Source organism: Sandaracinaceae bacterium, from assembly GCA_020633055.1.
In the GTDB taxonomy this organism is placed as follows: Bacteria; Myxococcota_A; Polyangia; order Polyangiales; family Houyiibacteriaceae; genus JADJJE01.
Genome location: JACKEJ010000004.1, coordinates 1,132,249 through 1,157,876, shown reverse-complemented (window position 1 = coordinate 1,157,876; position 25,628 = coordinate 1,132,249). Strand labels below are relative to the sequence as shown.

22 protein-coding genes are annotated in these 25,628 nt (G+C 72.2%); 10 read left to right on the top strand and 12 right to left on the bottom strand.

The window, feature by feature from the left end; all coding sequences use genetic code 11:
* Nucleotides 1–64: 64 nt before the first annotated feature.
* Both H6726_04845 and H6726_04840 read right to left on the bottom strand, forming a co-directional pair.
* A complete protein-coding gene (locus H6726_04845; GenBank protein ID MCB9656959.1) occupies nt 65–679 on the bottom strand; it encodes a hypothetical protein in 615 nt (204 codons plus the stop codon).
* Nucleotides 680–698: 19 nt separating this feature from the next.
* Entirely contained in the window at nt 699–1,268 is a 570-nt protein-coding gene (locus tag H6726_04840; protein MCB9656958.1) for a hypothetical protein, read from the bottom strand.
* Between the two features lie 97 nt (nt 1,269–1,365).
* On the opposite strand from H6726_04840, the gene H6726_04835 reads away from it, so the two are divergent.
* The gene (locus H6726_04835; protein MCB9656957.1) at nt 1,366–2,250 is read left to right on the top strand and encodes a DUF459 domain-containing protein; all 885 of its coding nucleotides are present in this window, start codon (nt 1,366–1,368) and stop codon (nt 2,248–2,250) included.
* Complete coding sequence (locus H6726_04830) at nt 2,237–3,580, top strand: PHP domain-containing protein (protein ID MCB9656956.1); 1,344 nt, start codon at nt 2,237–2,239, stop codon at nt 3,578–3,580. The genes H6726_04835 and H6726_04830 overlap by 14 nt, the downstream gene beginning before the upstream one ends.
* Nucleotides 3,581–3,831: 251 nt before the next feature.
* On the opposite strand, the gene H6726_04825 is transcribed toward H6726_04830, so the two are convergent.
* Nucleotides 3,832–5,379: a metallophosphoesterase gene (locus H6726_04825; protein ID MCB9656955.1), complete on the bottom strand. Its 1,548-nt coding sequence runs from the start codon at nt 5,377–5,379 to the stop codon at nt 3,832–3,834.
* Nucleotides 5,380–5,528: 149 nt separating this feature from the next.
* On the opposite strand from H6726_04825, the gene H6726_04820 reads away from it, so the two are divergent.
* The 7 genes from H6726_04820 (at nt 5,529) to H6726_04790 (ending at nt 11,959) form a co-directional block, all read left to right on the top strand.
* On the top strand, nt 5,529–6,014 hold the full coding sequence (locus tag H6726_04820) for a hypothetical protein (GenBank protein MCB9656954.1): 486 nt from the start codon (nt 5,529–5,531) through the stop codon (nt 6,012–6,014).
* A complete protein-coding gene (locus H6726_04815; GenBank protein MCB9656953.1) occupies nt 6,011–7,123 on the top strand; it encodes a dienelactone hydrolase family protein in 1,113 nt (370 codons plus the stop codon). Before H6726_04820 ends, H6726_04815 begins: the two co-directional genes overlap by 4 nt.
* A gap of 166 nt (nt 7,124–7,289) precedes the next feature.
* The gene (locus H6726_04810) at nt 7,290–7,712 is read left to right on the top strand and encodes a hypothetical protein (protein ID MCB9656952.1); all 423 of its coding nucleotides are present in this window, start codon (nt 7,290–7,292) and stop codon (nt 7,710–7,712) included.
* A gap of 211 nt (nt 7,713–7,923) precedes the next feature.
* Nucleotides 7,924–9,633, top strand: a complete 1,710-nt coding sequence (locus H6726_04805) for a caspase family protein (GenBank protein ID MCB9656951.1) — start codon at nt 7,924–7,926, stop codon at nt 9,631–9,633.
* Nucleotides 9,634–9,646: 13 nt separating this feature from the next.
* Nucleotides 9,647–10,498: a hypothetical protein gene (locus H6726_04800; GenBank protein ID MCB9656950.1), complete on the top strand. Its 852-nt coding sequence runs from the start codon at nt 9,647–9,649 to the stop codon at nt 10,496–10,498.
* Nucleotides 10,499–10,517: 19 nt separating this feature from the next.
* Nucleotides 10,518–11,060, top strand: coding sequence for a sigma-70 family RNA polymerase sigma factor (locus H6726_04795; GenBank protein ID MCB9656949.1), 543 nt, complete (start codon nt 10,518–10,520; stop codon nt 11,058–11,060).
* Nucleotides 11,057–11,959, top strand: coding sequence for a zf-HC2 domain-containing protein (locus tag H6726_04790; GenBank protein MCB9656948.1), 903 nt, complete (start codon nt 11,057–11,059; stop codon nt 11,957–11,959). Before H6726_04795 ends, H6726_04790 begins: the two co-directional genes overlap by 4 nt.
* Before the next feature lie 73 nt (nt 11,960–12,032).
* Here the strand turns inward: H6726_04790 and H6726_04785 are convergent, their stop codons facing one another.
* The gene (locus tag H6726_04785; GenBank protein MCB9656947.1) at nt 12,033–12,413 is read right to left on the bottom strand and encodes a hypothetical protein; all 381 of its coding nucleotides are present in this window, start codon (nt 12,411–12,413) and stop codon (nt 12,033–12,035) included.
* Nucleotides 12,410–12,943 (bottom strand): hypothetical protein, encoded by a 534-nt coding sequence (locus tag H6726_04780; GenBank protein MCB9656946.1) that lies wholly within the window; start codon nt 12,941–12,943, stop codon nt 12,410–12,412. The genes H6726_04785 and H6726_04780 overlap by 4 nt, the downstream gene beginning before the upstream one ends.
* Before the next feature lie 91 nt (nt 12,944–13,034).
* Here H6726_04780 and H6726_04775 point away from each other — a divergent pair, with 91 nt between their 5' ends.
* Nucleotides 13,035–14,018: an alpha/beta hydrolase gene (locus H6726_04775; GenBank protein MCB9656945.1), complete on the top strand. Its 984-nt coding sequence runs from the start codon at nt 13,035–13,037 to the stop codon at nt 14,016–14,018.
* A 116-nt stretch (nt 14,019–14,134) separates the two neighbouring features.
* Here H6726_04775 and H6726_04770 read toward each other — a convergent pair whose 3' ends face one another.
* The 7 genes from H6726_04770 to H6726_04740 all read right to left on the bottom strand — a co-directional run bounded on the left by H6726_04770 (nt 14,135) and on the right by H6726_04740 (nt 25,616).
* Nucleotides 14,135–14,974, bottom strand: a complete 840-nt coding sequence (locus tag H6726_04770; protein ID MCB9656944.1) for a helix-turn-helix transcriptional regulator — start codon at nt 14,972–14,974, stop codon at nt 14,135–14,137.
* Between the two features lie 5 nt (nt 14,975–14,979).
* Nucleotides 14,980–17,043, bottom strand: a complete 2,064-nt coding sequence (locus tag H6726_04765; protein ID MCB9656943.1) for a hypothetical protein — start codon at nt 17,041–17,043, stop codon at nt 14,980–14,982.
* A gap of 142 nt (nt 17,044–17,185) precedes the next feature.
* Complete coding sequence (locus tag H6726_04760; protein ID MCB9656942.1) at nt 17,186–18,538, bottom strand: hypothetical protein; 1,353 nt, start codon at nt 18,536–18,538, stop codon at nt 17,186–17,188.
* A gap of 217 nt (nt 18,539–18,755) precedes the next feature.
* A complete protein-coding gene (locus H6726_04755) occupies nt 18,756–19,544 on the bottom strand; it encodes an SDR family NAD(P)-dependent oxidoreductase (GenBank protein ID MCB9656941.1) in 789 nt (262 codons plus the stop codon).
* Nucleotides 19,545–19,564: 20 nt separating this feature from the next.
* The gene (locus tag H6726_04750; GenBank protein ID MCB9656940.1) at nt 19,565–20,140 is read right to left on the bottom strand and encodes a hypothetical protein; all 576 of its coding nucleotides are present in this window, start codon (nt 20,138–20,140) and stop codon (nt 19,565–19,567) included.
* Nucleotides 20,137–22,107 carry a HEAT repeat domain-containing protein gene (locus H6726_04745; protein MCB9656939.1) on the bottom strand — a complete coding sequence of 657 codons (1,971 nt, stop codon included), beginning with the start codon at nt 22,105–22,107 and terminating at the stop codon, nt 20,137–20,139. The genes H6726_04750 and H6726_04745 overlap by 4 nt, the downstream gene beginning before the upstream one ends.
* Nucleotides 22,104–25,616 carry a hypothetical protein gene (locus tag H6726_04740; GenBank protein ID MCB9656938.1) on the bottom strand — a complete coding sequence of 1,171 codons (3,513 nt, stop codon included), beginning with the start codon at nt 25,614–25,616 and terminating at the stop codon, nt 22,104–22,106. The genes H6726_04745 and H6726_04740 overlap by 4 nt, the downstream gene beginning before the upstream one ends.
* Nucleotides 25,617–25,628 lie beyond the last annotated feature (12 nt).

Here is a 25,628-nt window from a genome sequence, read left to right as displayed (position 1 = left end):
CGAGGGAAAGCACGTCGCATGCCAGCGCGTCCGCAGCGGACACACGGCCAGGGTGCTCAGGCGCTCAGGGCGCGCTCGCCTCCACCACGTCGCAGTGGCCGGCGACGCACGCGGCGCGCAGGCCATCGAGGAGGGGCGCACACGGCGGGCAGATGAGACGAGGGTCGCAGACCAGCTCCCCGTAGCTGCCGCGGCTGGGGTTGAACGCGATGGTGTCGCCGAGACCGAGCTGGCCGCAGCCACAGCAGTCGCGCGGAGCGAGCTGGCAGTCGTCGTCCATGATGCAGACCGTCAGGTCGTCCGTGCGCAGGTCGCGCGCCTCGCACGCGCCGGCCGCGCACACCGCCAGCAAGAACGCGTCCGGCTGCATGAAGCACTCTGGGCAGCCCACGCCGCACGCGCAGGCACGCGCACGGTTGACCTCCACGTCCTCGTTGCGCACCGCGATCATGTCGCTGGCGGTAGGCGCGCCGCACGCGCCGCAGCAGCTGGCCGGGAGCAGCGTGCAGTCCGCCGCCACGGCGCACACACCCCCTCCGCCGCCCGTGTCGCGCGCCCCGCCGTCCTCGAACGACGCGTGCGACTGGGCGCACCCGATCACGAACACGGCGGCGACGAACGGCGCGAGCGCGCCAAGCGAGAAGGACCGGAACGGGGACACTCGGAGGGAACGTCGCATCACCCCCAGTGTAGGCGGTTCACCGCTCCGAGTCCGCCCCACGCAGCAGCTCGGTCACGCGCTCGCGCTGCCACGCGCGCTCGGCCGCGCGCGCAGCCTCGGCGGCTTCAGGTGCAACCGCGGGACCGTCCGCGCGCCAGCGCAGCCCGAACACGACGTCGCCGACGCCGCCCACCGCCTCGTGCATCACATCGCAGGCCGCGGCGAGCGCGGTGTCGAACCACGTCATGGCCTCAGCGTAGGTCTCGTCCTCCGCCAGCGCGAGCCCGCTCCCGGGCTGCCACGCCGCACCCAGCACGGCCGCACCGAGCGCGATGGGGTTGCCCCAGTAGCAGTGCCAGACCGCGCCCTGCTGAGCCTCCGTGAGCTCGGCGTCGCTGCACGCGCCCGCCAGCCAGCTGCGCTTCACGTCGATGGGCCCGTGGTCTGGCAACAGGTCGAACCCCGCGTCGCGATGGATGGGCGCGCACACGGCGAGCGCGTGCTCGGCGCAGTCGCACATGAGCGCGTGCAAGCCCGCGTCGCTCATGGTCGAGAGCTGCGCCATCACCGCGGGGTCGTCGTGAGGCCAGCGCTTGGCGTCGGTCATGGCCCATGGTCGATGCGTTCGGGACGGCGCGCCAGTCTCTCGGCGCCTCGCTCGTGGCGGCATCTCGCGCGCCCCGGATCTCGGCTATGCTCCCGCCGTGGGTCACAGGAACAGCCGTAGCGAGCCGGGGGGCTCCGTGAACACGCGGGGCCGCTGCGCCCTCGGCGCCGCCCACACCTTCCCGTGGCTGGCGGGGGCGCTCCTGCTGGTGTGCGCCGCGCCGCGCGCCACTGCGACCGAACCCGCCACCCGCGCGACGGCGGTGCTGCTGGGCTCGTCGTCGGTGGGCGGTCACCTCGGGCACACCGTCGAGCGCGAGCTGGGCACCGCAGGGGTCTCAGTGGAGCTGCGTCGGCGCTCGTCGAGCGGGCTCGCGCGCCCCGACTTCTACGACTGGCCCCGCAGCGTGCGGCGCGGGCCGGCCCTCGGCGGCCACCTGGGCGTGATGGTGCTGCTGGGCGGCAACGACACACAGCCGGTGCGGCTGATGCGCGGCCAGCGGCGCGTTGGCGCCGTGCGCTGGGACCACGACCAAGCCTGGCGCGAGACCTACGCGGGGCTGGTGCGCGCGTTCGGGCAGGAGCTGTGCGAACGCGGCGCGCGGCGCGTGGTGTGGCTGCTCCCACCCAATCCCGGCCGCGCTGGCTGGAGCGAGAAGATCGCGCGCGTGCGCAGCGTGCAGCGTGAGGCGGCCAGCGCCATCCGCTGCGCAGGCGACGTGCCCGCCGTGGTCATCGACGCGGACTCTCCGTCGGCCCCGTTCGGCGCGAGCGAGAGCACGGACGGCGTCCACCTGAACCGCGCGGGGGCGCGCCGCTACTGGCAGCTGGTGGGTGCGGACATCGCGCGCGCGCTCGGCGTTCCAACCCGCGCAGACGGGGACACCGCCACGGCCGCCACGACGGCGACGGCTACGGCGACGGCGACGGCGACGGACGCGCCTACGGCCACCGTCACGGAGGACCCAGGTGCCGCGCGCTAGGCACGGTCCGCTCGCGCTCGGCGTGCTGTGCGGCGCGCTGGTCGTCGCGGTGAGCGGGTCCAGCGGCCAAGCGAGCCACGGGACGCGCCGAGGCCCCCCCGCCCCCGTCACCGAGGACTGGCCGCGGCTGCTCACCGTGGTGCCGGACGGCACCTACGCCGCGTTCGGGGTGGACGGCCACGCGCACTCGAGTATCTCGCGCGACGCGCGCTTACCGCCGCCGGTCGTGGCGGAGCTCGCGTCGCAGATGGACCTCGACGCGCTGGTACTGACCGACCACGGAGGCAGCCACGGCGCCGAGGTCGCCCAGCGCGCGGACCTGCTGGTGCTGCCGGGCGTCGAGGTGGGTGGCGAGTTCGGTCACGCCGTGGTCTGGGGCACGCGCGCACACGCCCGCGAGTACCGCAAGGCCTCCAACGCCAACCTGGACGCCACGGCGGCGCTCGCCCACGCGGACGGCGCCATCATCGCGCTGGCGCACCCAGGCTGGTGGATCAGCCGCCACCAATACGACCCGCGCATGTGGATGGACCGCGACGCGCTCCGCCGGGGAGGCATCGCCGAAGGGCTGGACGCGCTCGAGCTGTGGAACGGCGTCTACCCGCGCTACACCGAGGCGCTGCTGCGCGACTGGGTCGACCTGTGGGAAGCCGGCAACGAGGTGCCCATCGTCGGCAACAGCGACTTCCACCGGCGCGCGCAGCACCACTTGGGCACGCCGCGCACCTTCGTGCTCTGCCCGGTGCCACCCGGAGGCGCGCCCAGCCTCGACCGAGCGTGCGTGCTGGACGCCGCGCGGCGCGGGCGCTCGTACCTGTCCCAAGGGCCCGCGATCGCCTGGTCCGCCAACGGTCGCATCGCTGGCGAGCGCATCGTCGCGGCGCCTGGCGAGCTCATCCGGCTCACCGTCGAGGTGAAGCTGCGCGACGCGCTGGGCGAGCCGCTGCTCGAGGTGCTGCGGGGCAACGAGGTGGTCGAGACGCGCCCGCTGCCCAACCTGCACACCCGCCACGAGGTGCGCGTCACGATGCCCGATCACGACACGCCGCTCTGGCTGCGCGTCGCCTACGGCACGTACGACTACAGCACGCCGCCGTTCGCGCTGGTCACCAACCCCATCACGCTCGACGTCCCTCCCGCCCGCACGGACACGCGCGAGGCCGCGGGTGGGTCGCTGGCCCGGCGTCGCTACGCGCTCGGCGCCGAGTCACGCAGCCACTGGGCCGCCGACCGCTGGGTGCGCGACCGACTCCAAGCGCTGGTGCTGCAAGACCGGAGCGGACGCATCCAACGCGTCGGGGCGCGTCGCCGCATCGCGCGGGCGCGCTGATCCGGGCGGAGTTGCTGACGCGCTCCCCACACACCGAGCGCGCGCCTCCAGCACCATCAGCAGCGCGTCTCCCGTGCCCACCAAGAGGGCCCGCAGGTTCGCGTGCTGCGTGAACTTGGCGCGCAGCGCGTCGCGCATGACGCCGTCCTTGGCTGCCTCCCAGTCCCGGCGCAGCATGGCCGCCCGCGTGGCACGTGGAACGCCGCGGATTCTGGCGCGAGCGTGCCTCGTGCCTCGTGCCGTCGTCGCGCTCAGGGCCCGGCCGGGCGTGGCACGTAGAGGTCCACGTTGCGGTCCCCGGGCGTGCTCTCGCTCGAGTCCGCCCAGCCCACGGCGTAGTCCAGCACGCCCAGCCGCAGGCCCTCGGCGGCGACTGGGTCGCCCTGCACCGACACGTTCAAGCACGTCGCGCGCACGCGCACATAGCCGTTGTCCTCGTCGGTCACCTCGATCACGCGCGCCTGATGCGGGAAGTCGGCGAGCGATGCGGTGAGCAGCTCGAACACCGACCCCTCGGCGCCGCTCAGCTCGTTCAGGCGGTGCCGATGGGAGTGCGCCACGAGCGACAACAGCAAGTGCGGCTGCGCGGACAGGAAGTCGTTCCACTCCTCGGGCGTGATCGCGTCCGCCTCGAACGCGCCTCCCGTGCCGCTCCCGTCGCCCAGCGAGGCGCTCGCGTGGTGGGCCGTCACGATGACCCACTTGCCGTCCTGCGCGGCGGCCTCGAACAGGGGGCGGATGGTGCCCTCGAGCTCGGCGTGCAGGATCACCCCGCCGGCGGCGCCGCGTGGCGCCGAGCTGTCCACCACGATGACGCGCAGCCGGCTGTCCGGGACGTCGAAGGCGTAGGTCGCGCGCCCGCTCGCCGCTTGCTCCGCGCCCACGCCGTGGCCGGAGCCATCGGCCATCACCGCCTCGAGCAGCCCCGCGCGGCTGAGGTAGGCCCGCTCGCTGTCGGGCGCGAGGGTGCGCCCCAGCGGCCCGCCCGGCTGCGACCAGTCGCGCGCGAAGCCCACGGACGTCCCACCGGTGACCTCCGCCTGCGACAGCGCGTTGGGCACGAGGTTGCCCTGCACGAGCACGTCGTGGTTGCCCGTCACCCAGTAGTACGGCAGCGCGAGGCCGGGCGCGTCGAACGGGTCTTTGGGGTCGTTCGGGTCCGGCTGCAGGCCCGGGACGGGGTCGTCGTCCGCGCCCGAGTCGCACTCCACGGTCGCGGCGGGCCCGAGCAGCTCCTGCAGGTAGCGCAGCTCGTTCGTCTGGGCGTTGTCGATGTTGTCGCCACCCAGCAGGACGAAGTCGAGCCCCGCGCCCTGCTCGTCGCGCAAGGCCGCGTCGACGGTGTGGATCGAGCGCGTCATGGCGGCGAGCAGGTGGCACGAGTAGGCGTCGTGCGGGCGATAAGCAGCGGAGGTGATGCCGGGGCCGTCGATGCGCGCGACCCGACCGGGCGACTCGTCGTCCGTCAGCTGGATGTCCGCCAGGTGCACGAACGCCGCCAGACGCACTGGCTGCGCGCCCGTCTCCGGCGCTGAGCCGCCACCCAAGACGCGCGCGACGTGCGGCTCGCCGGGACCCGGGGAGACCTCACCCCAGCCCTCCGCGAGCAGGCTCTCACGCTCGGCCACGCGGCTGGCGTTGCGCGGTTCGGGCGTGTCGAGCCGCGCATGCTCTGGAACCAGCGTCTCGTGATCCGTGCGCGGGTCGAAGGGGCTGGACTCCCCGCACGCACCCAGGGCGAGCGCGGCGCCCAGGGCCCACCCACCCCACCCGACAACAAATCGTGACGATATAGTCATTATTGATAGATGCCACGACCGGGGCCGCATGCCAAGTCCAACGCGTCCATTTTCATGTGCTGAACGGGATCGCGGAGGGCTTCGGGCGCGCCGAGATCCAGCGCGCCGTTTGCCCCTGCGACACTCAAACGTTACTATTCGGTCATCATATGAGCGCCAGCGCACCCCGCCCCCAGCCCCCCTTCGACCGCTGGCCCGTGCACGTGTTCGACCCCGACTACGGCTTCGTGTGGTGGGCGGGGCCGGCGGCGGTCGTCTCACAGTCCATCATCCCGCGCGGGACCATCGTGGCAGCCGAGAAGCTGCAGTCGTGCATCGACGCGGCCCTCACCCGGCGCGCCGACGAGATCGCGGCGCAGGGCGGGGTCTTCATCTTTCACGACTGGCGCGTGACCACCGGCTACGAGTCGGACGCGCGCAAGCACTACCTGTCCCGCATGCGCGCGCGACCCGCCAACTACCTGCGCCACTCGGTGGTGGCCGTCGAGGCACATCCCCTCTTCAAGATGGCCGTGGAAGCAGGCAACCTCGTGGCCGCGCTCACCGCCCGCGCGCGGGTGGAGATCGTCCGCGACCCGCGCGCCACCCTGGCCCAGGAGGGCTTCGCGCCCGCCACACAGCACCCGTTCCCATGAACCACCGCACCCTCTGCAGCGCCTCGTCGACCCTCTTGCTCTGCCTGCTCGCGCTTGGCCTCGCAGGCTGCAGCGGCTGCGGAGACGGCGCTGGGGGCGGAGGAACCGACGGGGGCGGCTCGCGCGACGCCACACAGCAAGACGTCGGGCTCCCCCCTGCGCCCGACCTCGGGCCAGACGTGGTCAGCTCGGTCATCGCGTTCGACAACGCGCGCGGCGAGCCCGTACGCGCCGTGCTGGCCACGCCCACCAGCGCCGGCCCACACCCCGCGGTGCTGGTGCTGCACGGCTCGGGTGGCCTCTACCGTATGCCGGAGGCGAGCGACCCGGGCCCGTGCAGCCCGCGGCTCGAGGCGCAGTTTCAGCGCTGGGCCATCCGCCTGGTGGAGCTCGGCTTCGTCGTGCTCATGCCCGACAGCTTCGGCTCGCGCGGCTTCTGCGACTACAACGACGACCCACGGCAGGCCGACGCCTATCCGCCCATCACGGGCGACACGGACGGCAAGACCCGGCGCCTCCTGGACCGCATCTACGACGCCGACGCGGCGACCCGCCTGCTGGCCGCGCGGGCGGACGTGGACGCGGGCGCCATCGCGCTGCTGGGCTTCTCGAACGGCGCGTCCACCGCCGCGCTCTACGCGCACCACCGCCTGCCCGAAGCACTGCAAGAGTTCGCGGCGCGCAGCGAGGCCCAAGCGCTGGGCGTGACCATCCCCGCGCTCCCCGGCCCCGTGCCCGCGCTGCGGCAGTCCATCGCGTACTACCCGGGCTGCGGCTTCGACGGTCTGCTGCCCTTCAGCACGGACAGCGAGGACGTGGACGCGTTCTTCTACCCCGCGCCGCCGCTCCAGGTGCTGCACGCGTCGCTCGACCCGCTGCTGGACCACTGCTCCATCACGCAGACGGGCACGCGTGAGCTCCAGGCCGACGGCTACGCGGCTGCACAGAGCGCCCCCGACCACTACGCGATCACCATCTACGCTGGCGCCGACCACGGCTTCGACGCGGCTGGCTGCGAGTCGCCCACGGCGCCAACGGACCCCGACACGGTCGCGTGCGCGGCGGCGCTGGACGTGACCCTCGGGCTGCTCGCGCCGCTCCTCCCCTGAAGCCCGCGCGCGGCGGGACGACAGCCATCAGGTGTCTGGAGTGGCTCTGGCGTCGAGGTCGTCATCCGTGGGCATCGAGCGCGCGACGTGGCTCGCTCAGCGCGGGCATGCATTGTCCCTGCAAGTCTGTGGGTTCGCATGAGCGAGCGTGGTACGGATCGGATCGATGAAGGACGGAGAAGCGCGACCGCTCCCCGGGGACGTCATGCGGGCGTACTCGGAAGACCTCGTTGAGATGGTGCGAGTGGTTACTGGCGTCGAGCTCGACTACTCGGTTGCCAGTGTCGAGCAGCTGGAGGAGTTCATCGACGTCTTGGTAGAAGCGGTCCCTGGTGGGCTCTGGGCGAGGATTTCGGGGCAACGGCAACGGAACCTGCGCGACTTCGCGAAGGCGCTCGGCGGCTACAGCGGCGAGGTGCTGCGCCGCACACGGGGCGGCACGTGGGAGTTCGATGGTGCCTTGTCCCCCAGCCCGACCGCCTTTGGACTGCGCGGCGAGTACGGACTCGTCTGGCCAACGGCGTGGGCGCAGCTGCGGATAGCGAACGGCGCATCGAACAGCCTCTACACCTACGTACTCCGAGCGTAGAACCCAGGGTCTCCAACGCCCGCCTCGACGGAGCGGTGTCCGCCAAGCTCGCGCCGCCCACGCTACCGGCTTCACTTCCACCATCGCCGTGATGAATCTCGGCTGTGCCCAGCCACGCGGACGCTCTCCTGACCCACATCCACGTCGGGAGCGCCAAAATTTTCGCGGCCCATGTCCCACCCCCGGCGGTTCGCGCGTTAGCACGTACAAGATGCCGAAGACGCCTCACCTCCTCGGGCCCCTGTGCGCTGCGCTGCTGGCGCTGCACGGGGTCCACCCGGCCCGCAGCCAGGCTCAGGGCAGCGCGCCGCGCCCCGAGCGCATGGAGCTCGCCCCCGACGCGCACGCCTACGCGCTGGTGGTGGGCAGCAACGCGGGGGGCCCTGGCCAAGAGCCGCTGGCCTTCGCCGAGCGCGACGCCGACCGCGTGGCCGAGGTGCTGGTCGAGCTGGGTCACTACCCGCCCGCTGGCGTGGACCTCTTGCACTCGCCCACCCGCGCCCAGCTGCGCGCCTCTCTCGCCCGCCTGCGCCAGCGGCTGGCCGCGCACGCCGCGCGCGACGAGCAGAGCGTGGTGTTCTTCTACTACTCGGGGCACGCCCAGTCGCAGGCGCTCCGCCTGGGCCGTGAGGAGTTCCCGCTGACCGAGCTGCGCAGCGCCATCGACGCGCTGCCCGCCACGCTCACGCTGGTGGTGCTGGACGCCTGCCAGAGCGGCGCCTACTCCCGCGTGCGCGGCGCGAACCCCACGGCCGACTTCTCGCACAACTCCATCCAGCAGCTGCAGACGCGCGGCGTGGCGGTCATGGCCAGCAGCAGCGGCACCGAGCTGAGCCAGGAATCCGAGCGCCTGTCCGCGGGGTACTTCACGCACCACCTGCTGGTGGCCCTGCGCGGCGGCGCGGACGAGAACCGCGACGGCCGCGTGGCCCTGGACGAGGCCTACCGCTACGCCTACGCGCGCACGCTGCAAGACACGTCGCGCACTGCCGTGGGCGGCCAGCACGTCACGCTGGACACCAACCTCACCGGCCACGGCGCCGTGGCGCTGACCTACCCCGCGCGCGCCTCCGCGCAGCTGGAGCTCCCCGCCAACGTGGAGGGGCAGCTGCTGATCACGCGAGCGCGCGGCGGCGCCGTGATGGCCGAGCTGACCAAGGCCGCGGGCGCCGCGCTACGCTTGGCGCTGCCCCCGGGGCGCTACGACATCCTGTGGCGCGGCGCGAGCACCATCCGCAGCTGCAGCGTCACCCTGCCGGCGCGAGGCGTACACGTGCTGGGCACCAGCGGCTGTCAGGAGATCACGGAAGAGCAGGCCACGGCGCGGGAAGGCCAGCGCGGTCCGAGCATGGCCTGGGGCCTCGAGCTGGGCCTCGGCATGACCCACCGCGGTCGCGCCAGCGACTACACGGACAGGCTGAACGCGTTTGGGTACCAGCCCGGATTCCTGGACGGCGCGTGGGACGCGCGCATCTCCGCCGTCGTCGAGCGCCAAGTCTTCCGCCACCTGAGCGTGCTGCTGACCTTCGACAGCCTCGAGTCACGCGACTTCTACCGCGGCTTGTTCAGCACCGAGGACGACGACCACTACCGCTGGCGCGCGTGGGCGGTGGGCCTGCAGCTGCGCGGCACGCTGCCCCTCGCCGGCCACTGGCTGTACGGCTACGCCCAGGGCGGCGTGGGCCTCGGCATCGCGCGCACGGTGTTCGACCCGGGGCGTGACCAAGACCGCACGGTGCGCATCACCGACTACGGGGTGCAGCTGAGCGGCGCCCTGGGCCTGCGCTTCATGCCGTGGCGGCACGCGGGGTTCTACCTGCAGGGCGGCTACACGTACGCCCCCATCCTCCAAAACGACCTCGGCGACCGCCACGACAGCGGCGGCGCGTCCATCGTCACGGGCTTGCGGGCTCAGTTCTGAAGCGAGGCACCTCATGACCCAGACACGGATCCCCATGCACAAGACCAAGCCCCACGCCGCGCTCCGCTACGCCATCGCCGCCCTCCTGCTGCCGCTCGTCGCGGGCTGCGAGGAAGAGGTCGAGGACCCCTCGTTCCAAGCCTGGTGCGGCGACACGCTGTGCGCCTGGGACGTCGAGGCCGGCCGCATCGCGCGGGTGGGCACCTGGCACCCCAGCGACTACGGCGTGGACCTGGTGGAGACCCCCACCGTGCTCTCACAAGTCACGGGCAAGCCCACCAGCGAGCGCATGGACGCCGACGGGCTCGACGTGGAGCCGGCCGAGGTGCAGAGCGTCTGCGACGCCTTCGGGGGGCTCTACACCGCGAGCACCAACGAGTGCCTGTGGCAGGTGAGCAGCGGCACGGCCGGCTGCCTGCGCTTCGAGGTCATCGCGGACGTGGAGGACAGCGCGCAGGTGCAGATCGAGGTGGACTACGGCGCCGACGGCAGCGTCGACCACACACAGCCGATGGTGGCGAGCGACTGGGAGCCCGTGTCGTTTCTCACGAGCGTGCCCACCTGGCCGGGGCTGATGCGCTTCCGCATCCACAAGCGCGGCACGGGTCGCGCCATCATCGCGCACTTCGGCGTGCGCGTCGCCGAGGAGTGCGCCGACCCGGTGACCGTCGACGAGCGTCCGCTGGGCGTGGCCTGTGAGAGCCCCACGCAGTGCGCCGGGAACGTGTGCGCCCCCATCGCCACGTGGCAGGCCTGCAGCGAGTGCAGCGCCGACGCCGACTGCGGCGCGAGCGAGACCTGCCAGGTGGTGCTGGACGAGGCGCACCCCAACGGGGCCTACCGCGCTTGCAGGAACGCCCCGTAGTGTCACCTGTACTCCGCCGATGGACATCTACCGCCGCTACGGGCCCGCGCTGCTGCGCAAGGCCACGCGCCTCCTGGGCAACCGCGACGATGCCCTCGACGTGGTGCAGGGGCTGTTCACCGACCTGTTCGAGCGCGGCGCCGTCGACGTCGAGCTCCCCTACCTCTACCGCGCCGTCACCAACCGCTGCCTGACCATGCTCCGCGACCGCAACACCCACGCCCGCCTGCTGCACCGCGAGTCCCCCGCGCTGCGCGCTGTGGTGCGCACGCGCTGCGATGAGCAGGTGCTGGGACAGGACCTGCTGCTGAAGCTCATGGAGCGGCTGGACGAGGCCACGGTGGAGGTGCTGGTCTATCGCTACTGGGACGACCTGGACCAGACCGAGATCGCGCGCGTCATGGGCGTGAGCCGCAAGACCGTCGTGCGCCGCATGGCCACGCTGCGCGCCGAGCTGGTGGCGATGGGCGCGCTCAGCGAGGAGAGCGCAGCGCGCGAGGCCGCGCAAGACACCGCGGACACGGACGCGACGGATGACGCCAGCGCGGGGGGTGCCGCATGAACACGCAGCAGGAGCTCGTGTGCGTGAGCACCCCCGTGTCGTGGCTGAGGCTCGAGCGCTTCGTGTTGGGCGAGCTGCCGGGCGACGAGGCGCGCGCCGTGAAAGAGCACCTGGGCGCGTGCCCGGCGTGCCGAGCGTGCGCCGACACGTGCGCGGAGCCGATGGACCTGCCCGCGCTGCCCGGTCTGCCTGCGGGTGCCACGCTGGCCGACGCACACGAGCCGTCCGAGCACGCCGACGTCTCCTCACCCCCGAGCGCAGCAACCCCAGGCGCCTCGTCGCCGCCCGTGCCGGCGCCCGCCGTCGCCGTGGCCCCCGTGCTGAGCCACCCGCGCTTCCAGCGTGCGCGCTGGATGGCCCCCGTGGCCGCCCTCGGAGTGGCCGCCGCCGCCGCGTGGGTGTTCGTGCTGCGTCCCGCGGAACCGGCGGAGCCCGAGCGTGGCATCGCCCGCGTGGTCCCGAGCGAGCCTCCCAGCGAGCCGCAGGAGCGTGTCGGCGCCTCGGACGCCGCGCTGCAGCAGGCGCGGCCCGACCTCAGCCTGACCGTCCTGCGCGAGCGTCATGGCAGCGTCACGGAAGACCCGGAGAGCTTCCTGCTGTCCGACCGCTTCGCCGTGCAGCTCAGCTGTCGCCCGGGTCACGAGGGGCAGCAGCGCGTGGCCGTCTATCAGGCGGGTGCGTGGAGCCTGCCCCTCGACGGCGACGACGTGCGCTGCGGCAACCGCGTGCGGGTCCCGGGCGCCTTCAGCCTGAGCGAGCCCGCCGCGGCCGACGTCTGCGTGCTGTGGGGCGACGCCGCGCTCAAGGCCAGCACCGCCAGCGCCGAGCTGCCCGCGCCAGGCGCGCTGACCGAGGCCGTTTGCCAACGCCTCGAGCCCGCCGCAGCCGCCTCGCCGTGAGCGTTGGGCACTCGCTGCGCGCCCGGGTCGGGTCCACACGTGAGCGCCGGGTCGGGTCCCACCGCCGCGCTGGCTAAGGCACCACCCCGTTCGAAAGACGTGCACGCACCGCGCGACGCTGGTCGAGCGCGCACAAGAAGCTCACCAGGTCCTCCAGCAGCGCGTTGTAGCGCCCATACACGTCGTCCTCGGCGCAGCGCTCGTCGGTCAAGCGTCGATAGAGCACCAGCTCCGCATCTTCAGGCAGACGCGAGACGTGCACCCCATGCTCGGCGAAGCGGCGCGTCATGACCTGAACCAAAGCGGCCTCCACGGACGGGACCCCATCGGCCACGTCGCGCAGCCCTGCCAACACGGCCTCGCTCCCCGGGAGGTCCTCGAGGGGGCCTAGCGCGGAAAGCGGCTCGAGCAGGCGCTCGGTCGCGTGTCCATCCGACACTCGTCCGCGCGTCACGTCAGCTCCTCCAAGGCACACACACGCGCGAGAGCGTCCGCGAAGCGCGCCTCGTCCAGCCGCGGAAAGCGGATGATGCGCGGACGCATCGACTCGAACGCGGCGCGCAGCTCCTCGCGGGACACGAGTCCCCGCGCGAGCATCGCACGCACGTCCGACACGTCCCGGTCGGCTCCGCGTGCCACTTTGGCCAGCGCCTGAGCGCGCAAGTCGTAGTGGAAGACGCGCAACGGCCCGAACTGTCCGACGAAAGTCGAGCGCTCGCGCCAGTCGGACAGCTCGGGGATGAACAGATCTGGCGACGCGAGCTCGATGTTCACGTCCAGCTCGTTCTTGAGCGCCGCGATGGCCTCGAAGACCCCGTCTGGCTCCGGGTCCAGCTTGATGTCCACATCGTTGGTCGACCCGCGCCAACCGAGCAGGAGCGCGGTGGCTCCTCCGGTCAGGTAGACGCCTCCCGGGCCGCGCGCATGGCGGCCCAGCGCTTCGAGCAGACGCGTGACGGCGGCAGGATCGACGGGGCGGCGCACGGGCGCAGTGTAGCGCACGGGCTGACGTCCCTCCCGGGCATTACCTGGGCACGTAATCGCACACCCGCGCGCGCGCCCCCAGGCTGTCGGAATGACATCGCCCAACACCTCCGCCGCGCCTCACGCAAACACTCCAGCCCACGACGCCAGCACACAGACGCGTGACCCACATGTCGGCGCCGCCCACGCCCTCACCGAAGGCGACGTCAGCGCGCGCCTCGGTGGCGCGCCCGACCGCATGCTCGACGTGGGCCACGCCCAGCTCGCGTACTACCGCTTCGGGCAGGGCCCCGACCTGGTCTGCGTGCACGGCTGGCCGCTGCACGCCGCGACGTTCCGGCGCGTAGTCCCGCACCTCGCGCGCGACTTCACGGTGCACCTGCTGGACCTGCCGGGCACGGGCCAGAGCGTGTGGGACGAGCGCTCGCACATCGACCTCGTCGCGCACGGCGCGTCGGTGCGGCGCGCGACCGAGCTGCTGGGTCTGACGCGCTTCGCCTACCTGGGTCACGACAGCGGCGCGGCCATCTCGCGCCTGGCCGCGGCCGACGACCCGCGCGTGTTCGCGCACGTCATGGCGGACACCGAGATCCCCGGGCACACGCCCTGGCAGCTGAAGCTGTATGCGCTGACCATGCGGGTCCCCGGGTTGATCCAGCTCGTCATGCGCGCTCTCAGCGTGGGCGCGTTTCGTCGCTCGGCCCTCGGCTTCGGCGGCTGCTTCACGAACCCGCGCTACGTGGACGGCGACTTCGGCGCCTGGTTCGTGCAGCCGCTGGCCACGGACCCACACGTGCTCGCGGGCCAGCTGCGCCTGCTGAAGGGCCTCGACCCCGACGTGCTCGCCGGGCTACGCAGCACGCACGCCCAGCTGAGCGCGCCGAGCCTGCTGCTGTGGGGCAGCGACGACCCGTTCTTCCCGGTGTCGGGCGCCCGCGCCATGCTCCCGCAGTTCCCGGCGGGCGCCGAGCTGGTCACGCTGCCGGGGGCGCGTCTCTTCCCGCACGAAGACCACCCCGAGGCATTCAGCGCAGCGACCCGCGCGTTCTTGCTGCGCCACGCGGCAGCCGACTGACGGAGCAACAGGCGCTCCGCCGCGCTCGCCCCGGCGGGCAGCGCCGCGCCGTGCTCACCCTGCGGCGGCCCCCGCGACGCAACGCTCCGCCGCCAGCAGCCAGCGCCGCGCCATGCTCACCCCGCCGCGGCCAACGCCGCGCACGCCGTGGCGGTCGCGTCGTCCAGCGGGAAGTAGCTCTCGATGCGCAGCTCCTCGAGCGTCACGTCGTGCGGCGCATTGAACGTGGTGATGGTCGTGAAGAAGCCGAGCACCAGGTCGTCGCGCCGCAGCCGGATGGCCAACGTGGGCCCGCTCGGCGCCGTGAGGTCCGGCTGGAACACGCGCGCCGGCACGTCCGGGGTCGCCCGCAGCTCGGCCAGCAGCTCGCGCAGCGCGTCGTCTTCGGGCGCGCTCAGCACCTCGCGCTGCAGGCGGCCCACCAGCTCGCGGGCCACGCGCTCCCAGTCGTCGACGAAGCGCCGCCCCATGCGCGCATCGAACAGCATGCGGAACACGTTCAGCGGGCCGCGCAGCGTGATGGGGTCGGCCACGAAGCGCGGCAGGATGCGCATGGCCGCCGCGTTCGCCCGCACGATGTCGTAGCGCCGGTCCAGCACGGTCAGCGGGTAGGGCTCCTGCTGCGCCAGCATGCGCGCGAGCGCCTGCTCGATGGCCGGGGTCAGCGGCCCCGCAGCGTCGGGCTCGGGGAATTCCGGCGCGAACCCGGCAGCGTCCAGCAGGCGGTTCTGGTCCCGCAGCGGCACGGCCAGCGCCCCGCCCAGGCGCAGCACCATCTCGCGGCTGGGCCCGGCGCGGCCGGTCTCGAGGAAGCTCAGGTGGCGCGTGGACACGCCGGCGTCGAGCGCCACGTCCAGCTGGCTGCGTCCCCGCTGTCGGCGCCAGTGGCGCAGCAGCGCGGGGAACAGCCCGGCCTCCGCCCGCGGCTCGTCCGCTAGCGCGGGCGCGCGCCCCACGACGCTCAGTGGCCTTGCTCGGCCCACACGCTCTCCACGCACACCGTCAGCTGCTTGACGGCTTCTCGCAGGCGTCTGCGGTACGTGCCGTGCGCGAGCCCGAGGTCGTGCGCGATGGCCAGCTGCTTGTCCTCACGCTCGAAGTACGAGCGCGCGATGAGCGTGGCGGGCTCGGGGCTACGCCCGGTGGGACGCAGGCGTTGGTGGGCCTCGTCCAACAGCGCGCGCACCCGCGCCGCACGCTCGAGCGGGCTGTCCCCGGGCATGCCGCTGGCCAGCTGGCTCTGGCTCAGGCGGTCGTCGTAGCGGTACCAGCGCAGGGCCTCGGTCACGGCGTCGGTCACGCTCGCCCGGTCCGCGGGCGGTGGGGCCGTGGTGTGCCGAGGCGGAGCACCCGAGGGCATCGCGCGGTGCGTACCCGAGGCCTCGCTGGCCGGCGGTGGCCCCATCATGCTGGCGGAGATGTCGAGCATGCGCTCGATGTCGCGCACCATGCGCTCGTGCTGCGTCTCGCTGCGGAAGTCGTAGCCCACCACCGCGTAGGCGTTTCCGTCCAGCTCGAACTCCAGCTCCGGGATGCGGTCGAGCAGCCCCAGCTCGCACCAGGTGGCCCCCGACGCGGGCGTCAGCGTGTGCACGAAGTGCCCGTGCACCGGGGTGCGCAGGCGCGCCTGCCCGACCGACGTGGCGTGCACGGTGAGGTGCGAGAAGGCGGCCGACGGCGCTTGGTACTGATCCAGCGTGAACCACCACCGCACCATGTGCGACTGCTCGCCACCGGGCAGCGCGCGCAGCTTGGCGGCGGCGGGATCACGGAGCGCGTCGCGTTCCTCGAGGCGCGACCCATCCATCCAGATGGTGACGCCCACGGGCGCCCCCGTGGGATCCCGCAGCACCGTACACAGGTCGGGGAAGCGCGCGAGGTGCGCCAGCGCCAGCGCCGCGCTCGCGGACCCTTCGAAGCGCTCGACGGCCGCGACGATCAGCGGCACGTCGTCGTCGCGCAGGCCGTCGCGGTAGTACGCCTCCATCTCGAAGCGCTCGAGCAAGCCCTCGCCCGGTGGGAGCGCCCGCAGCAGGAAGCCCACCTCGAACTGCAGCTGCACGCGCTTGTCGAAGTCGGTCTCGTCGCGTGAGCGGGCCACCACGTTCCAGATGGCGCGCCGCACCACCCCCGGCAGCTCGTCCACCAGCTCGCCGCGCAGCCGCGCCAGGAACCCGTCGCGGTACAGCTCGTGGATGCGCCAACGCGTGCCCACGCGCTCGACGAACGCGTGGCGCTCGAGCTGCGGTAGGAACGAGCCCGTACCGGCCACGCGCACCAAGTCGCTCTCCGGCATCCAATGTCCCAAGCACAGCGTCAGGATGGCCAGCTTCTCGTCCAGCTCGAGCGGGTCGCCCAGCTCGGCCAGCTGACTCGAGCCCGCGCGGAACGGCTGCCCGCGCTCGTAGCCCTCGGTGGCCAAGCAGGCCAAGGTCAGCGCGTGTCCGCGGGCCAGCGCGATCAGCTCGTCGTGCTCCACCTCGGGCACGAAGCGGGCGCTGAGCAGCGCGCGGGCCTCTTCGTGGCTGAGCAGCGGCAACCGGTGCGTGAGCATCAGCTGCGACCAGACTGGGTCGCGTGCCCAGGCGCCGTCGGGCGACATGCGACCCGCGAGCACCACGCGCACCGAGCGGGGCGTCTTCGGCAGGATGCGCTCGCGGTAGACGCGCTCCAGCGCTTGGTGCGCCTCGAAGGTGTCCACGAAGACCACGCCGCGATGGCTCCCGGCCACCAAGCTGACCGCCTGCAGGATGGCGAGCTCGGCGGCGCGCGCGTCGGCGGGGACGTCGCGTGCGTCGAGGAAGCAGGTGAGCATGCCGTGCTGCTCCGCGTAGGCCTCGAACAGCCGCAGACAGACGCTCTTCCCAGACCCACCGGGCGCGCTCAGGTACAACACGCTCGGGCGACCGTCCTCGGACGAGAGCAGCTGCTCGAAGAGCCGCTGCGCGGACGGACGCTCCACGTACACACGCTGCTCGAGCGTGCGCGCGAGGTCACCGACGGTGGCGCGCTGGGAGGATGACACGGCGTTGACCCTACCGTACGTCAGGTCACAGCAGAACCCCCCTGAACGCGCGACGGCGCGCCCCGGGGACCCCCAGGACGCGCCGTCCTCGCACGCCGCCGGCGGGACGCGTTGGCCCCGCCAGTGCCATGAGACGCCCGGCTCAGCGCATGCGGCTCATGCTGCTCATGCTGGAGCCGCCGCGACCGCCGCTGCCCCCGCGCGAGCTGCCGCCACGCCCGGCAGGCGCCGTCGGACGGATGAAGCCGGACACGTTCATCCCCGAGGGCACGGCCGGCGCCTCGGTCGCGCCGACGACGGCCGCCGGGAGCGCGCCGAACATCGCGGAGAGCGAGCTGGCGTCGCGCCAGGGGCGCCCGAAGAAGCTGCCCGCGCGGATGGCGTCGGGGTCGAAGCCGTGGTCCCACTGGTCGGGCGTGGGCAGGCGCGTGTCCACCAGCACGCGACCGGGCGTCAGGTAGAGCGCGTTCTCGCCCAGCTGCTCGGCGTGCGGCGCGATGCTGCCGTTGGGCTGCACCGTGAACAGGAACTCGCGCACGGGGGTGCCGGCCACGCGCACCTGACACGCGTAGTTGCCCGGGTGGGCGGCGAGGTCGTAGCGGTCGCCCTGTCCGCCGCGGCCGTCGTAGGTGAAGCCCGTGGAGACCTCGTAGTAGGTGTAGCCGAAGTTGTCGCCCGAGCCCTCCTGGGGCTGGTACTCCGCGACGTTGCCGCCGCGGCCGTGCATCATGGTGCCGCCGACCGAGATGTTCTCGCGGATGCGCTCGCCGTTGACCGAGCAGCGGATGGCGACCTCGTCGGGACGGCGCGCGTCACGCGAGGGGTTGCCCCAGAACGTGAACATCACCTTGGGGCCCTGACCGAACGGGGGCTCGCGCAGCCAGATGGTCGACGCGCCCACGAGGCCGTGGTTGTTGACGTAGTTCTGGTAGCGGAAGTTGGTGCCGCCGCCCCAGTAGGGGGCCGCACCGACGCGGATCTGCAGCGGACGGAACGCAATCTGACGGTCGTCCTCGTCGTCCATGTACGTGAGCTGGATGGTGGCGTCCTCGGCCGTGTCGATGACCTTCTCGGTCTGGCAGCTGAACGTGCCCACCGCGTAGCCGTCACGGTTGGGCCAGTTGAAGCCGTCGAAGCCCTCCACGGAGCAACGCGCCGAGCCGATGGTGCGGGTGCCCACCTTGTACTCCAGTCGCACGGCGTCGGCGCGCGACAGCGCCCGGCCGTGCACCACGCCACTGACGGACGCGCTGAAGCGGTGCTGGTCGTTGTTGGTGCCTGTGTTGAGGTCCACGCGCAGCGAGGCCTCGTCCAGGAAGCGCGGCGGCGGACCCGACGTGGCGGCCGCCGGCGCGAGGCCGAACGTGCGCTGCGCGGCGGCCTCGGAGGCGCTGCCCAGTACGGCCGCCCCCAACATCACGAGCCCAGCCAAGCCTTGTGCGGCGACGCGGGTCAACCCGTCTCTCGAGCTGTTGATCATCTTCTCGTCCTCCATGTGCAAGCGGTGAGGGCTCTCCCAACGACACCCTCGGTTGGCGACCGCGAAAGGCGTGCTCGCGCGGCAGCAACCTGTCACGGAGTACGTGAACCCCGCGTGAATATTCGGCCCAGAACGCGCTCAGAATGCGCTCAGAATGCACCCTCGCGAGAGTTCTTCAGTCGGGCGAGACAAGCGCCCGACGAATGGCGCCGAGCGAGCGCCGTGACGCCCCTCAGCGCCCCCGAGTGGCCCAGTAGCCGAGCCCCGGGAAGTGCTGCCCGAAGAACGCCCCCACCTTGCCGTGTCCGGTGAAGACAAACTCGCGCTTGCGCTTGTAGATGCCGCGCACCATCACGCGGGCCGCTTTGTCGGCCGGCCACATGAGCTTCTGGGGCCGCCTGTCCTCGCGCTCGGCGTCGAAGCGCCCCTGGTTGTCCACCTGCGCGATCTCGCTCTCGACGAAGCCCGGGTGGATGGTGGTGCAGCTGACGCCCGTGCCGTGCAGCTCCGCGCTCAGCGACGCCCCAATGACGCGCACGGCGGCCTTGCTGGCGGAGTAGGGCGCGAGCCCAGGCGCCGGAAAGAGCGCCGAGACGCTCCCGATGAGCGCGATGCGGCCCTTCGTGCGCTCCAGGTGCGGGATGACGGCGCGGCAAGTAGAGGCAAGACCGATGACGTTCACGTCGAACTGCCGGCGCCAGTCCGACGCGCGCAGCTTCTTGATGCGCCCGGCCACGGAGAAGCCGGCGTTGGCCACGCACACGTCGAGCTTGCCGAAGTGCGCCACCACGGCGGACACGGCCTGGTCGATGCTGTCCTCGTCAGTGACGTCACAGGGCACCACCAGCACCTCGGCGCCAAGGGCGCGCAGCTCGTCGGCCGCGCTCTCCAGCCGGTCCCGGCGACGCCCGGAGAGCGCCAGCTTGGCCCCCTCCTTGGCGAACTCCACGGCGAGGGCCTTGCCGATGCCCGTACCGCCGCCGGTGATCCACACGATGCTGTCCTGAAAGCGCTGCGTCATGGCGCCTGGTATAGCAGCCGCTACGGGTTGGTGGTGGCGTCCGCGTGGATCGACACATCGTCCGCGCACGAGCTGAGGGGGATCCACGCGTTCACCGGGTCGATGAGCGCCGACGTGGTGAGCGGCACGTGCTCGTTGACCGCCGTGACGTAGAAGGTCGACTCGGGGTCGAGGTCTCCCGCGAAGCCGAGCTCGTAGTAGTAGTAGCCGACGTAGTCGAGGGGGATGCAGGCCGATCCGTGCCAAGCGCCGTCCGCGAAGGTCAGCGCCACGCCTTCCTCGTCGAGCGGCGGCGCAGAGCCGCGCAGGGTGACGCTCACCTCGTCTTCGAACCCGTCGGGGTCGCGCAACGCAAACGAGACGGGGCAACACGCGGGCGGCGCGCCCAGGTCGATGACGTCGGGCGGCGGTCCGAGGTCGGGCGCGGGGCCGGGGAGCCCTGGATCGGAACCCGCCGGGAGCTCACGTTCGTCGTCGTCGTCGAGCGCGACCGTGATGTGCGGACCGCATCCACACGCCGCAAAGACGAGTAGCGAGGCCAACACGAGGCCCGCTCGGGGTGAGTGCGCGCGTCGCGCGAAGGCGCGAGATGTCATCGGGCAACCCTCCGGGCGAGGCCTTCTCGGATGTCGTCTGGAGCGAGGAAGCGCACGACCTCGGAGTAGAGGTCGGAGCGCGCGGCGAGCTCCACGGGGATCTGCGCGATCAGCGCCTGCCGCGCAGCGTCGCTCCGCGGTACGCACGCGCCGACGAGGCGAATGAGGGCCTTGCGCGTCATCACGCTCTCGGGCTGCGTCGCGAGCTCGTGCAGCGCCATCGAGAGCACGGTGTCGGGCTGGGGGGCAGACGCGTCCGCCGACTGGCGCACGAGGGTCTGGTAGATGCGGCGCTTCACGAGCGGGTGCGACTCGCGCGACAGCCACTCCGCGACGAACGGGCCCGCCTCGCTCGGGTCCATCCGGCGCAGCGCGAACGCCGCGGCCTCGCGTACCGTGGGGTCCGGGTCGGTCGTGAAGGGCAGCACCCGGGGGAGGTGCTGGCTCTTCCCGATGTTCCCGATCGCCCCGAACGCGCTCGACAGCTCGGCGGCGCTCTCGGCGCGCGCGAGCCGCTGGTCCACCGCGACCATGGCGACCGCGGTGATGGCGTCGTCGTCCTGGAGGCCCGCCATGGCGCCGAGCGCGAGCAGCGCCTCGCGCGCGAGCGTCTCTGTCGCGCCGTCGCCGCCAGCGTCGACCATGGCGGTCGACTGCATGTACTGCGCGACGTCGAGCCCCACGTCATCGCGGTCGACCATCGCGAACATCGCGCGCGTCCGCTCGATGATGGGCGCGGCGCCGTCCTGCGCGATCGCGAAGAGCACCGCCTTCGCCTCCTCGGTGCGCGCGCGGCTCAGCGCCATGTAGAGGGAGGGGCGCGCCGCCTCGGGGATCTCGTCCTCCTGCAGGAGGTGGACGAGGGGCACGGTCTGCTCCGGCCGCGCCTCGAGATAGTCGGTCAGCTCGGGCCAGGTGCCCGCGAGGCCCTCGTTGCGCGCGACGCGCCCGAGGAACCGGTCGACGCTCTCGTCGAGCGAGAGGTGCGACACGGCCTGGCGCCGCTCGAGGTCGTCTTGGGTCACCCGACGTGGCTCGCGCGCCTCGAGACGAAGCGGCAGCAGGTTCTCCCACACGTAGTGCGACGTGTCCGTGGGCACACCAGCGAGCGCGTCCCCGCGGACGGGCACCGCCGTGGCCTCGACGGAGACCCGCGCCCGCCCGTTGGTGCCACGGGTCTCGTCCGTGCCCAGCATGGACGCAAACCACGACCCGTCGCCCACCCGCACCGTGAGGAGGCTCGCGCCAGGCTGGGCGTCGGAGTGCTCGTCCCAGCGGGTCGTGTACGCGGTGATGCGTCGCTGCACGATGGCGCCATCGACGTGGGGGTCGTAGCCGACGCGGGCGCGGTACTCGCCCGTGGCGTTCTGACCGGTGGCGGTCGTCGCCTCGAGCTCGACGCCCTCGGGCCAGCGCCAGTGGAGCTCGTGGAGGATCGCCTGCTGCCGCTGCGCGTGGGCGCGATGAGCGCCGCTGGCGCGTGCGTAGCCCTCGAGCCCACAGTCCTCGCCGACCCTGAGCATGAAGGGTGTCGCGAGCGCCCCCGCGCGCTCCGGCGTGGACGCGCCGACGTCGCGCAGCCGTCCGACGAGCGTCGCGGGCTCGGATGCGGTGGTGGCGGTGAGGACGCGTGCCTCGAGCACGGCCGTCACCGAGTCGCTCGCTGTGTAGGGGGTGTTCGCGGGGAGCCCTGCCGCCGCCGGGTCGAGACGCTGCTCGGTCGCGACGCGGACCGAGAACGCGTAGGTCTCGCCGGGCTGCATCCAACAGCCGGGTGCGCGCCCAGCGGAGGAGGCGCCCGGCGGGAGGCCGAAGGCGGACGCGAGGGGTCGCGCGGCGCCTTCCGACGGGGCAGCGGTCGCGAGCTCGACCGGACTGCCACCCGGAGGGCTGCGGAGCGCGGCCCAACCGACGAGCGCGGCCGCGCCGCCTGCGGTGCCCAGCGCGACGAGAGTCGAACGCTTCATTGCAGACTCCTGAAGACCGGCGCGTCGATCGGGTCTTGAAGGAACCCACTCGCGACGCGGAAGCCGTTGAACGTGACCAAGGGGTAGGAGAACGAGAAGAAGTACACGTTGACCTCGATCTGCAGTCCGCCCTCGAGGAGCGTGAGCGACCAGGGCACCTCGCGCCGGAGGTTGCTGTGGAGGCCGAATGCGGTCGTCCCCCGGAACAGCAGGCGGTTCGTCTGCGAGAGCGTCGGGGTCAGCGCGATGCTGACGAAGTTCAGCTGGCCGCGGAGGCAGATGCCGAACTCCTCGGTTGGCGTGCAGAACGCCATCGAGATGCCCGCACCGGCCGAGAGGTTGAGCGCGAGCGACCACTTGAGGAAGACCTCGCTGTCGGCGTGCGGGTACGCGCACGCGTAGGGCCTCACCGTGTCCGCGCTCGCCACCGACATCGTCTGGGACGACGGGCTGTAGAGGAGACCGCTCGCGGAGGGGCCGATGCCGAACGCCGGGCTCGTCGCGGCGGTGTGGGCCGCGGAGATCGTGGCGCCGCCCGTGCCCGTGGCGGTGGCGAACTCCTGGTCGTTCGACAACCACCGGAACGACGTGCGCATCTGCGAGGCGCAGTGAGCCGCGCTGTACGCGGGCCCGAGACACGCGAGGTTCGGGTGCCCGTAGGCGAGCTGCGCGCCGACCCAGTATTGCTGCGAAGCGCCCGCAGCGTTGGCCGCGTCGTGGAAGCGCTGCGACTCGAGCCCCTCGCGCATCTCGGCGAGGCGCCCGCCGCGCGCGTAGCAATCCGTCACCGCACCGCTCAGGGTGCGCGGCGGGTTGGCCGCGTCGTTCGCGTTGGTCCCGATGACCTGTACGCAGTCCTGGCCCCCGATGCAGGGGTAGGCCTCGTTCGAGGTTGGAGCGAACTGGAAGGCGAGCGACGCGTTGAGCCCGACACCGGCGCTCACCGCGAAGATCACCTCACCCGGGATGCCGATGTTGATCTTCTTCTTGAACCCGATGGCGAGCCCCAGCCCGCTGATGCCCGCGTAGCGCCCCGTCGTCCACTGACGGCGCAGGAGCGAGCCCGGGGGTTGCATCGTGCTGCGCGCCAGCGTGTTGCGGATCTGATCCCACGGTGGCGTCGCGGTGATCGTGACCGGGTTCGACGAGCCAGCGCTGACCAGCGAGGTGGTGGTGGTCGCGGGGTCGAGCACCATGAAGCCCGAGACGCTCCCTCGGATCGCGACGTTCGCGCTTGCGCTCTGCCGCGTGAGGTCGACGTCGTACGAGTAGTAGTTCTGCGAGAGCTCTCCGTTGCCAGCCATCCCCCCGCTGGCGGTCTCGCGGCAGTTCTGGGCGGTGGGATCGGGCGTCCCCGTCCCGTTCACGTCGCAGTTCGTCTCCGCGTCGTTGTCGGTCTGGCCGCTCATCGTTCCGTCGCCAGCGCTGCTCGTCGCTTGGACGCCCGTGAAGAGCGAGCTGCCGAGCGGGGTCTGGCTACGGAGCAGTCGGTCCACCGTGATGACGACCGGCGTCGGCGCCTCGATGCAGCCCTCGGCACGCCCGTAGTGCTGGAAGACCGGGCCGCTGGGGGGCAACCCACTCAGCCCTGGCTTGGTGGCCGGCACCAGCCACCACTCGCCTTGCTCGAGGTTGTTGCTGCTCCGGTTGAAGTAGCGACCGCCGAAGGTCTGAGCCGTGTTCTCCACGCAGGCCGTGACGTAGAACGCGCGCGAGTCGCCGTGCACGTTCGGGTCGACGTAGAGCGGCGAGCTCGGGTCGTAGAGCAGCGTGCGGACACGCAGCGGGATGTCGATCTCGGTCGAGATCGTCGCACCGGCAGCCCCAGGGTTCCCGCGCAGTGGGATGGTGCCGATCGAGGGGTGGTTGCCTTCGTAGCGCCCGGTCGGAGACGGGATGCGATCGACGGGCCAGAGGTAGACGTTCGCGCGCAGCGGCGGCAGCGAGCTCGCGCGCCGGAAGGTGTAGGGATGCGGCGTGCCCTCGGGGTCACCGGTCACGTACCACTTGAAGTTCACCGGGAGGACGGCTGAGCTGGTGGGGAGGTTGTTGACCCCCAGGGACGGTTGAGCCATCTCCATCTCGGAGCGGCCCAGCTGCATCTCGACTGGGCCGACGCGCACGATGCGGTGGTACTCGATCGCCGGGTAGCGCGTGCCGCCGTTCAGCATCGCGAGGCGACGCTGGTCGAGGTAGCCGAACATGTCGAAGGCCTGCTCGTTTGCGTCCCAGAAGAACGCGGGCGGATTCGGCGCGCACACGTTCTCCTCGGTCTCGTCCTCACGAAGCCACGCGAGATCCCCATCGACGTCGTACGACACGAAGAAGACGGTGCCTGTGCGACGGTAGGCAGTGACGCTCGCGCCGGTGGGATCGTCGGTCGCGTTGCGCGTGTAGAGGTCGGCGTTGGTGCCGTTCCGCACGAGGCCCGCGCGGCGTCGGAGATCCGCCTCGACCTCCGGGTGGATCCCGGGCACGGCGGCCGTGTCGGCGTGGTCCCAGCACGAGCGCGGCATCTCGGACTCGAGGCGTGACGAGAGCTCGGTGTACCCTGGACGCTCGAACGCCGCGGTCCCGTTGGCAGGGGTGACCGTGTTCGAATGCACGATGCAACGGAACGCCCAGCGGCTCTCGGAGTCCGGTGCGTTGGCGCGTCCATCGGGCTTGAACTCGTCGGCCATCCACACGGTCACGCGGGCCTGGTCGGGGACGACCTCGTCGGGCATCTGGATGCGCACGCTCGAGAGCAGCGAAGCGCCAACGCGGAGCTCGGGGAGGCGCCCGTTCTCACCCCGGACGAGCGGGCCGTAGTACGGGTTTCGCGCGTCGTGGAAGGTGCTGTCGGGCGTCTGGAAGACGAACCCCGAGCGCATCGACACGTCGTTCACCAGAGGCATGGTCGTGTCGGGCACGCAGTTGAGGTCGGCGTCGCGCCTCGACTTGCCGTGGCAGAAGCGCGGTACGCAGGCGCTGCGCTCGGGGAGAGTCGCCGGGTCGGCGGCCGGCGGTGAACAGTCGACCGAGATCGCACGCGCCGCCGATCCGGGCACCGACAGGGTCCGGCTCCGCAGCACCGTCTCGTCGGCGGGGTCGGCATCGCCGCAGCGATACTCGATCGTGACGGCCCCCGTGCAGGTGAGTGTCTCGTCGCACGCGAGCGCTCCGGCGCACGCCCTACGGATGCGGTCCGTCTCTGCCTGGGACGTCGCGCTGTCCGCGTCACCGCCGCACGTGATGCTCGAGATGTCGACCGCGAGCGGCGTCGGGAGCAGCCCGGCCTCGGCCTCGAGCTGCGTGTTCAGCGTCCGCAGCTCGTGGGTCCGGAAGTTCCACCCGACGAACCCTTCCGGGCACGCCAGGGTCTCGTCGAGCCCGGCGGGCGAGCGGTTGTCCGGCCCCCCGTGGCCACAGCTGACCAGCAGCGCCGCCACGGCGACGACCGGGGCCGTCACGAGGGTCCGAGCCGGCCGAGTCGAGAGCATCGCGTTCTGCGCGAGCGCTTGGTTCATCGCCTTCACCTT

Excerpts from the sequence above, each read along its gene's own strand:
- H6726_04810 (MCB9656952.1), top strand. The coding sequence starts at position 7,290 with ATGAAGGACGGAGAAGCGCGACCGCTCCCCGGGGACGTCATGCGGGCG.
- H6726_04820 (MCB9656954.1), top strand. The coding sequence starts at position 5,529 with ATGAGCGCCAGCGCACCCCGCCCCCAGCCCCCCTTCGACCGCTGGCCC.
- H6726_04740 (MCB9656938.1), bottom strand. The coding sequence starts at position 25,616 with ATGAACCAAGCGCTCGCGCAGAACGCGATGCTCTCGACTCGGCCGGCT.
- H6726_04760 (MCB9656942.1), bottom strand. The coding sequence starts at position 18,538 with ATGGAGGACGAGAAGATGATCAACAGCTCGAGAGACGGGTTGACCCGC.
- H6726_04840 (MCB9656958.1), bottom strand. The coding sequence starts at position 1,268 with ATGACCGACGCCAAGCGCTGGCCTCACGACGACCCCGCGGTGATGGCG.
- H6726_04790 (MCB9656948.1), top strand. The coding sequence starts at position 11,057 with ATGAACACGCAGCAGGAGCTCGTGTGCGTGAGCACCCCCGTGTCGTGG.
- H6726_04845 (MCB9656959.1), bottom strand. The coding sequence starts at position 679 with ATGCGACGTTCCCTCCGAGTGTCCCCGTTCCGGTCCTTCTCGCTTGGC.
- H6726_04825 (MCB9656955.1), bottom strand. The coding sequence starts at position 5,379 with ATGACTATATCGTCACGATTTGTTGTCGGGTGGGGTGGGTGGGCCCTG.
- H6726_04795 (MCB9656949.1), top strand. The coding sequence starts at position 10,518 with ATGGACATCTACCGCCGCTACGGGCCCGCGCTGCTGCGCAAGGCCACG.
- H6726_04775 (MCB9656945.1), top strand. The coding sequence starts at position 13,035 with ATGACATCGCCCAACACCTCCGCCGCGCCTCACGCAAACACTCCAGCC.
- H6726_04745 (MCB9656939.1), bottom strand. The coding sequence starts at position 22,107 with ATGAAGCGTTCGACTCTCGTCGCGCTGGGCACCGCAGGCGGCGCGGCC.
- H6726_04815 (MCB9656953.1), top strand. The coding sequence starts at position 6,011 with ATGAACCACCGCACCCTCTGCAGCGCCTCGTCGACCCTCTTGCTCTGC.
- H6726_04750 (MCB9656940.1), bottom strand. The coding sequence starts at position 20,140 with ATGACATCTCGCGCCTTCGCGCGACGCGCGCACTCACCCCGAGCGGGC.
- H6726_04805 (MCB9656951.1), top strand. The coding sequence starts at position 7,924 with ATGCCGAAGACGCCTCACCTCCTCGGGCCCCTGTGCGCTGCGCTGCTG.
- H6726_04800 (MCB9656950.1), top strand. The coding sequence starts at position 9,647 with ATGACCCAGACACGGATCCCCATGCACAAGACCAAGCCCCACGCCGCG.
- H6726_04755 (MCB9656941.1), bottom strand. The coding sequence starts at position 19,544 with ATGACGCAGCGCTTTCAGGACAGCATCGTGTGGATCACCGGCGGCGGT.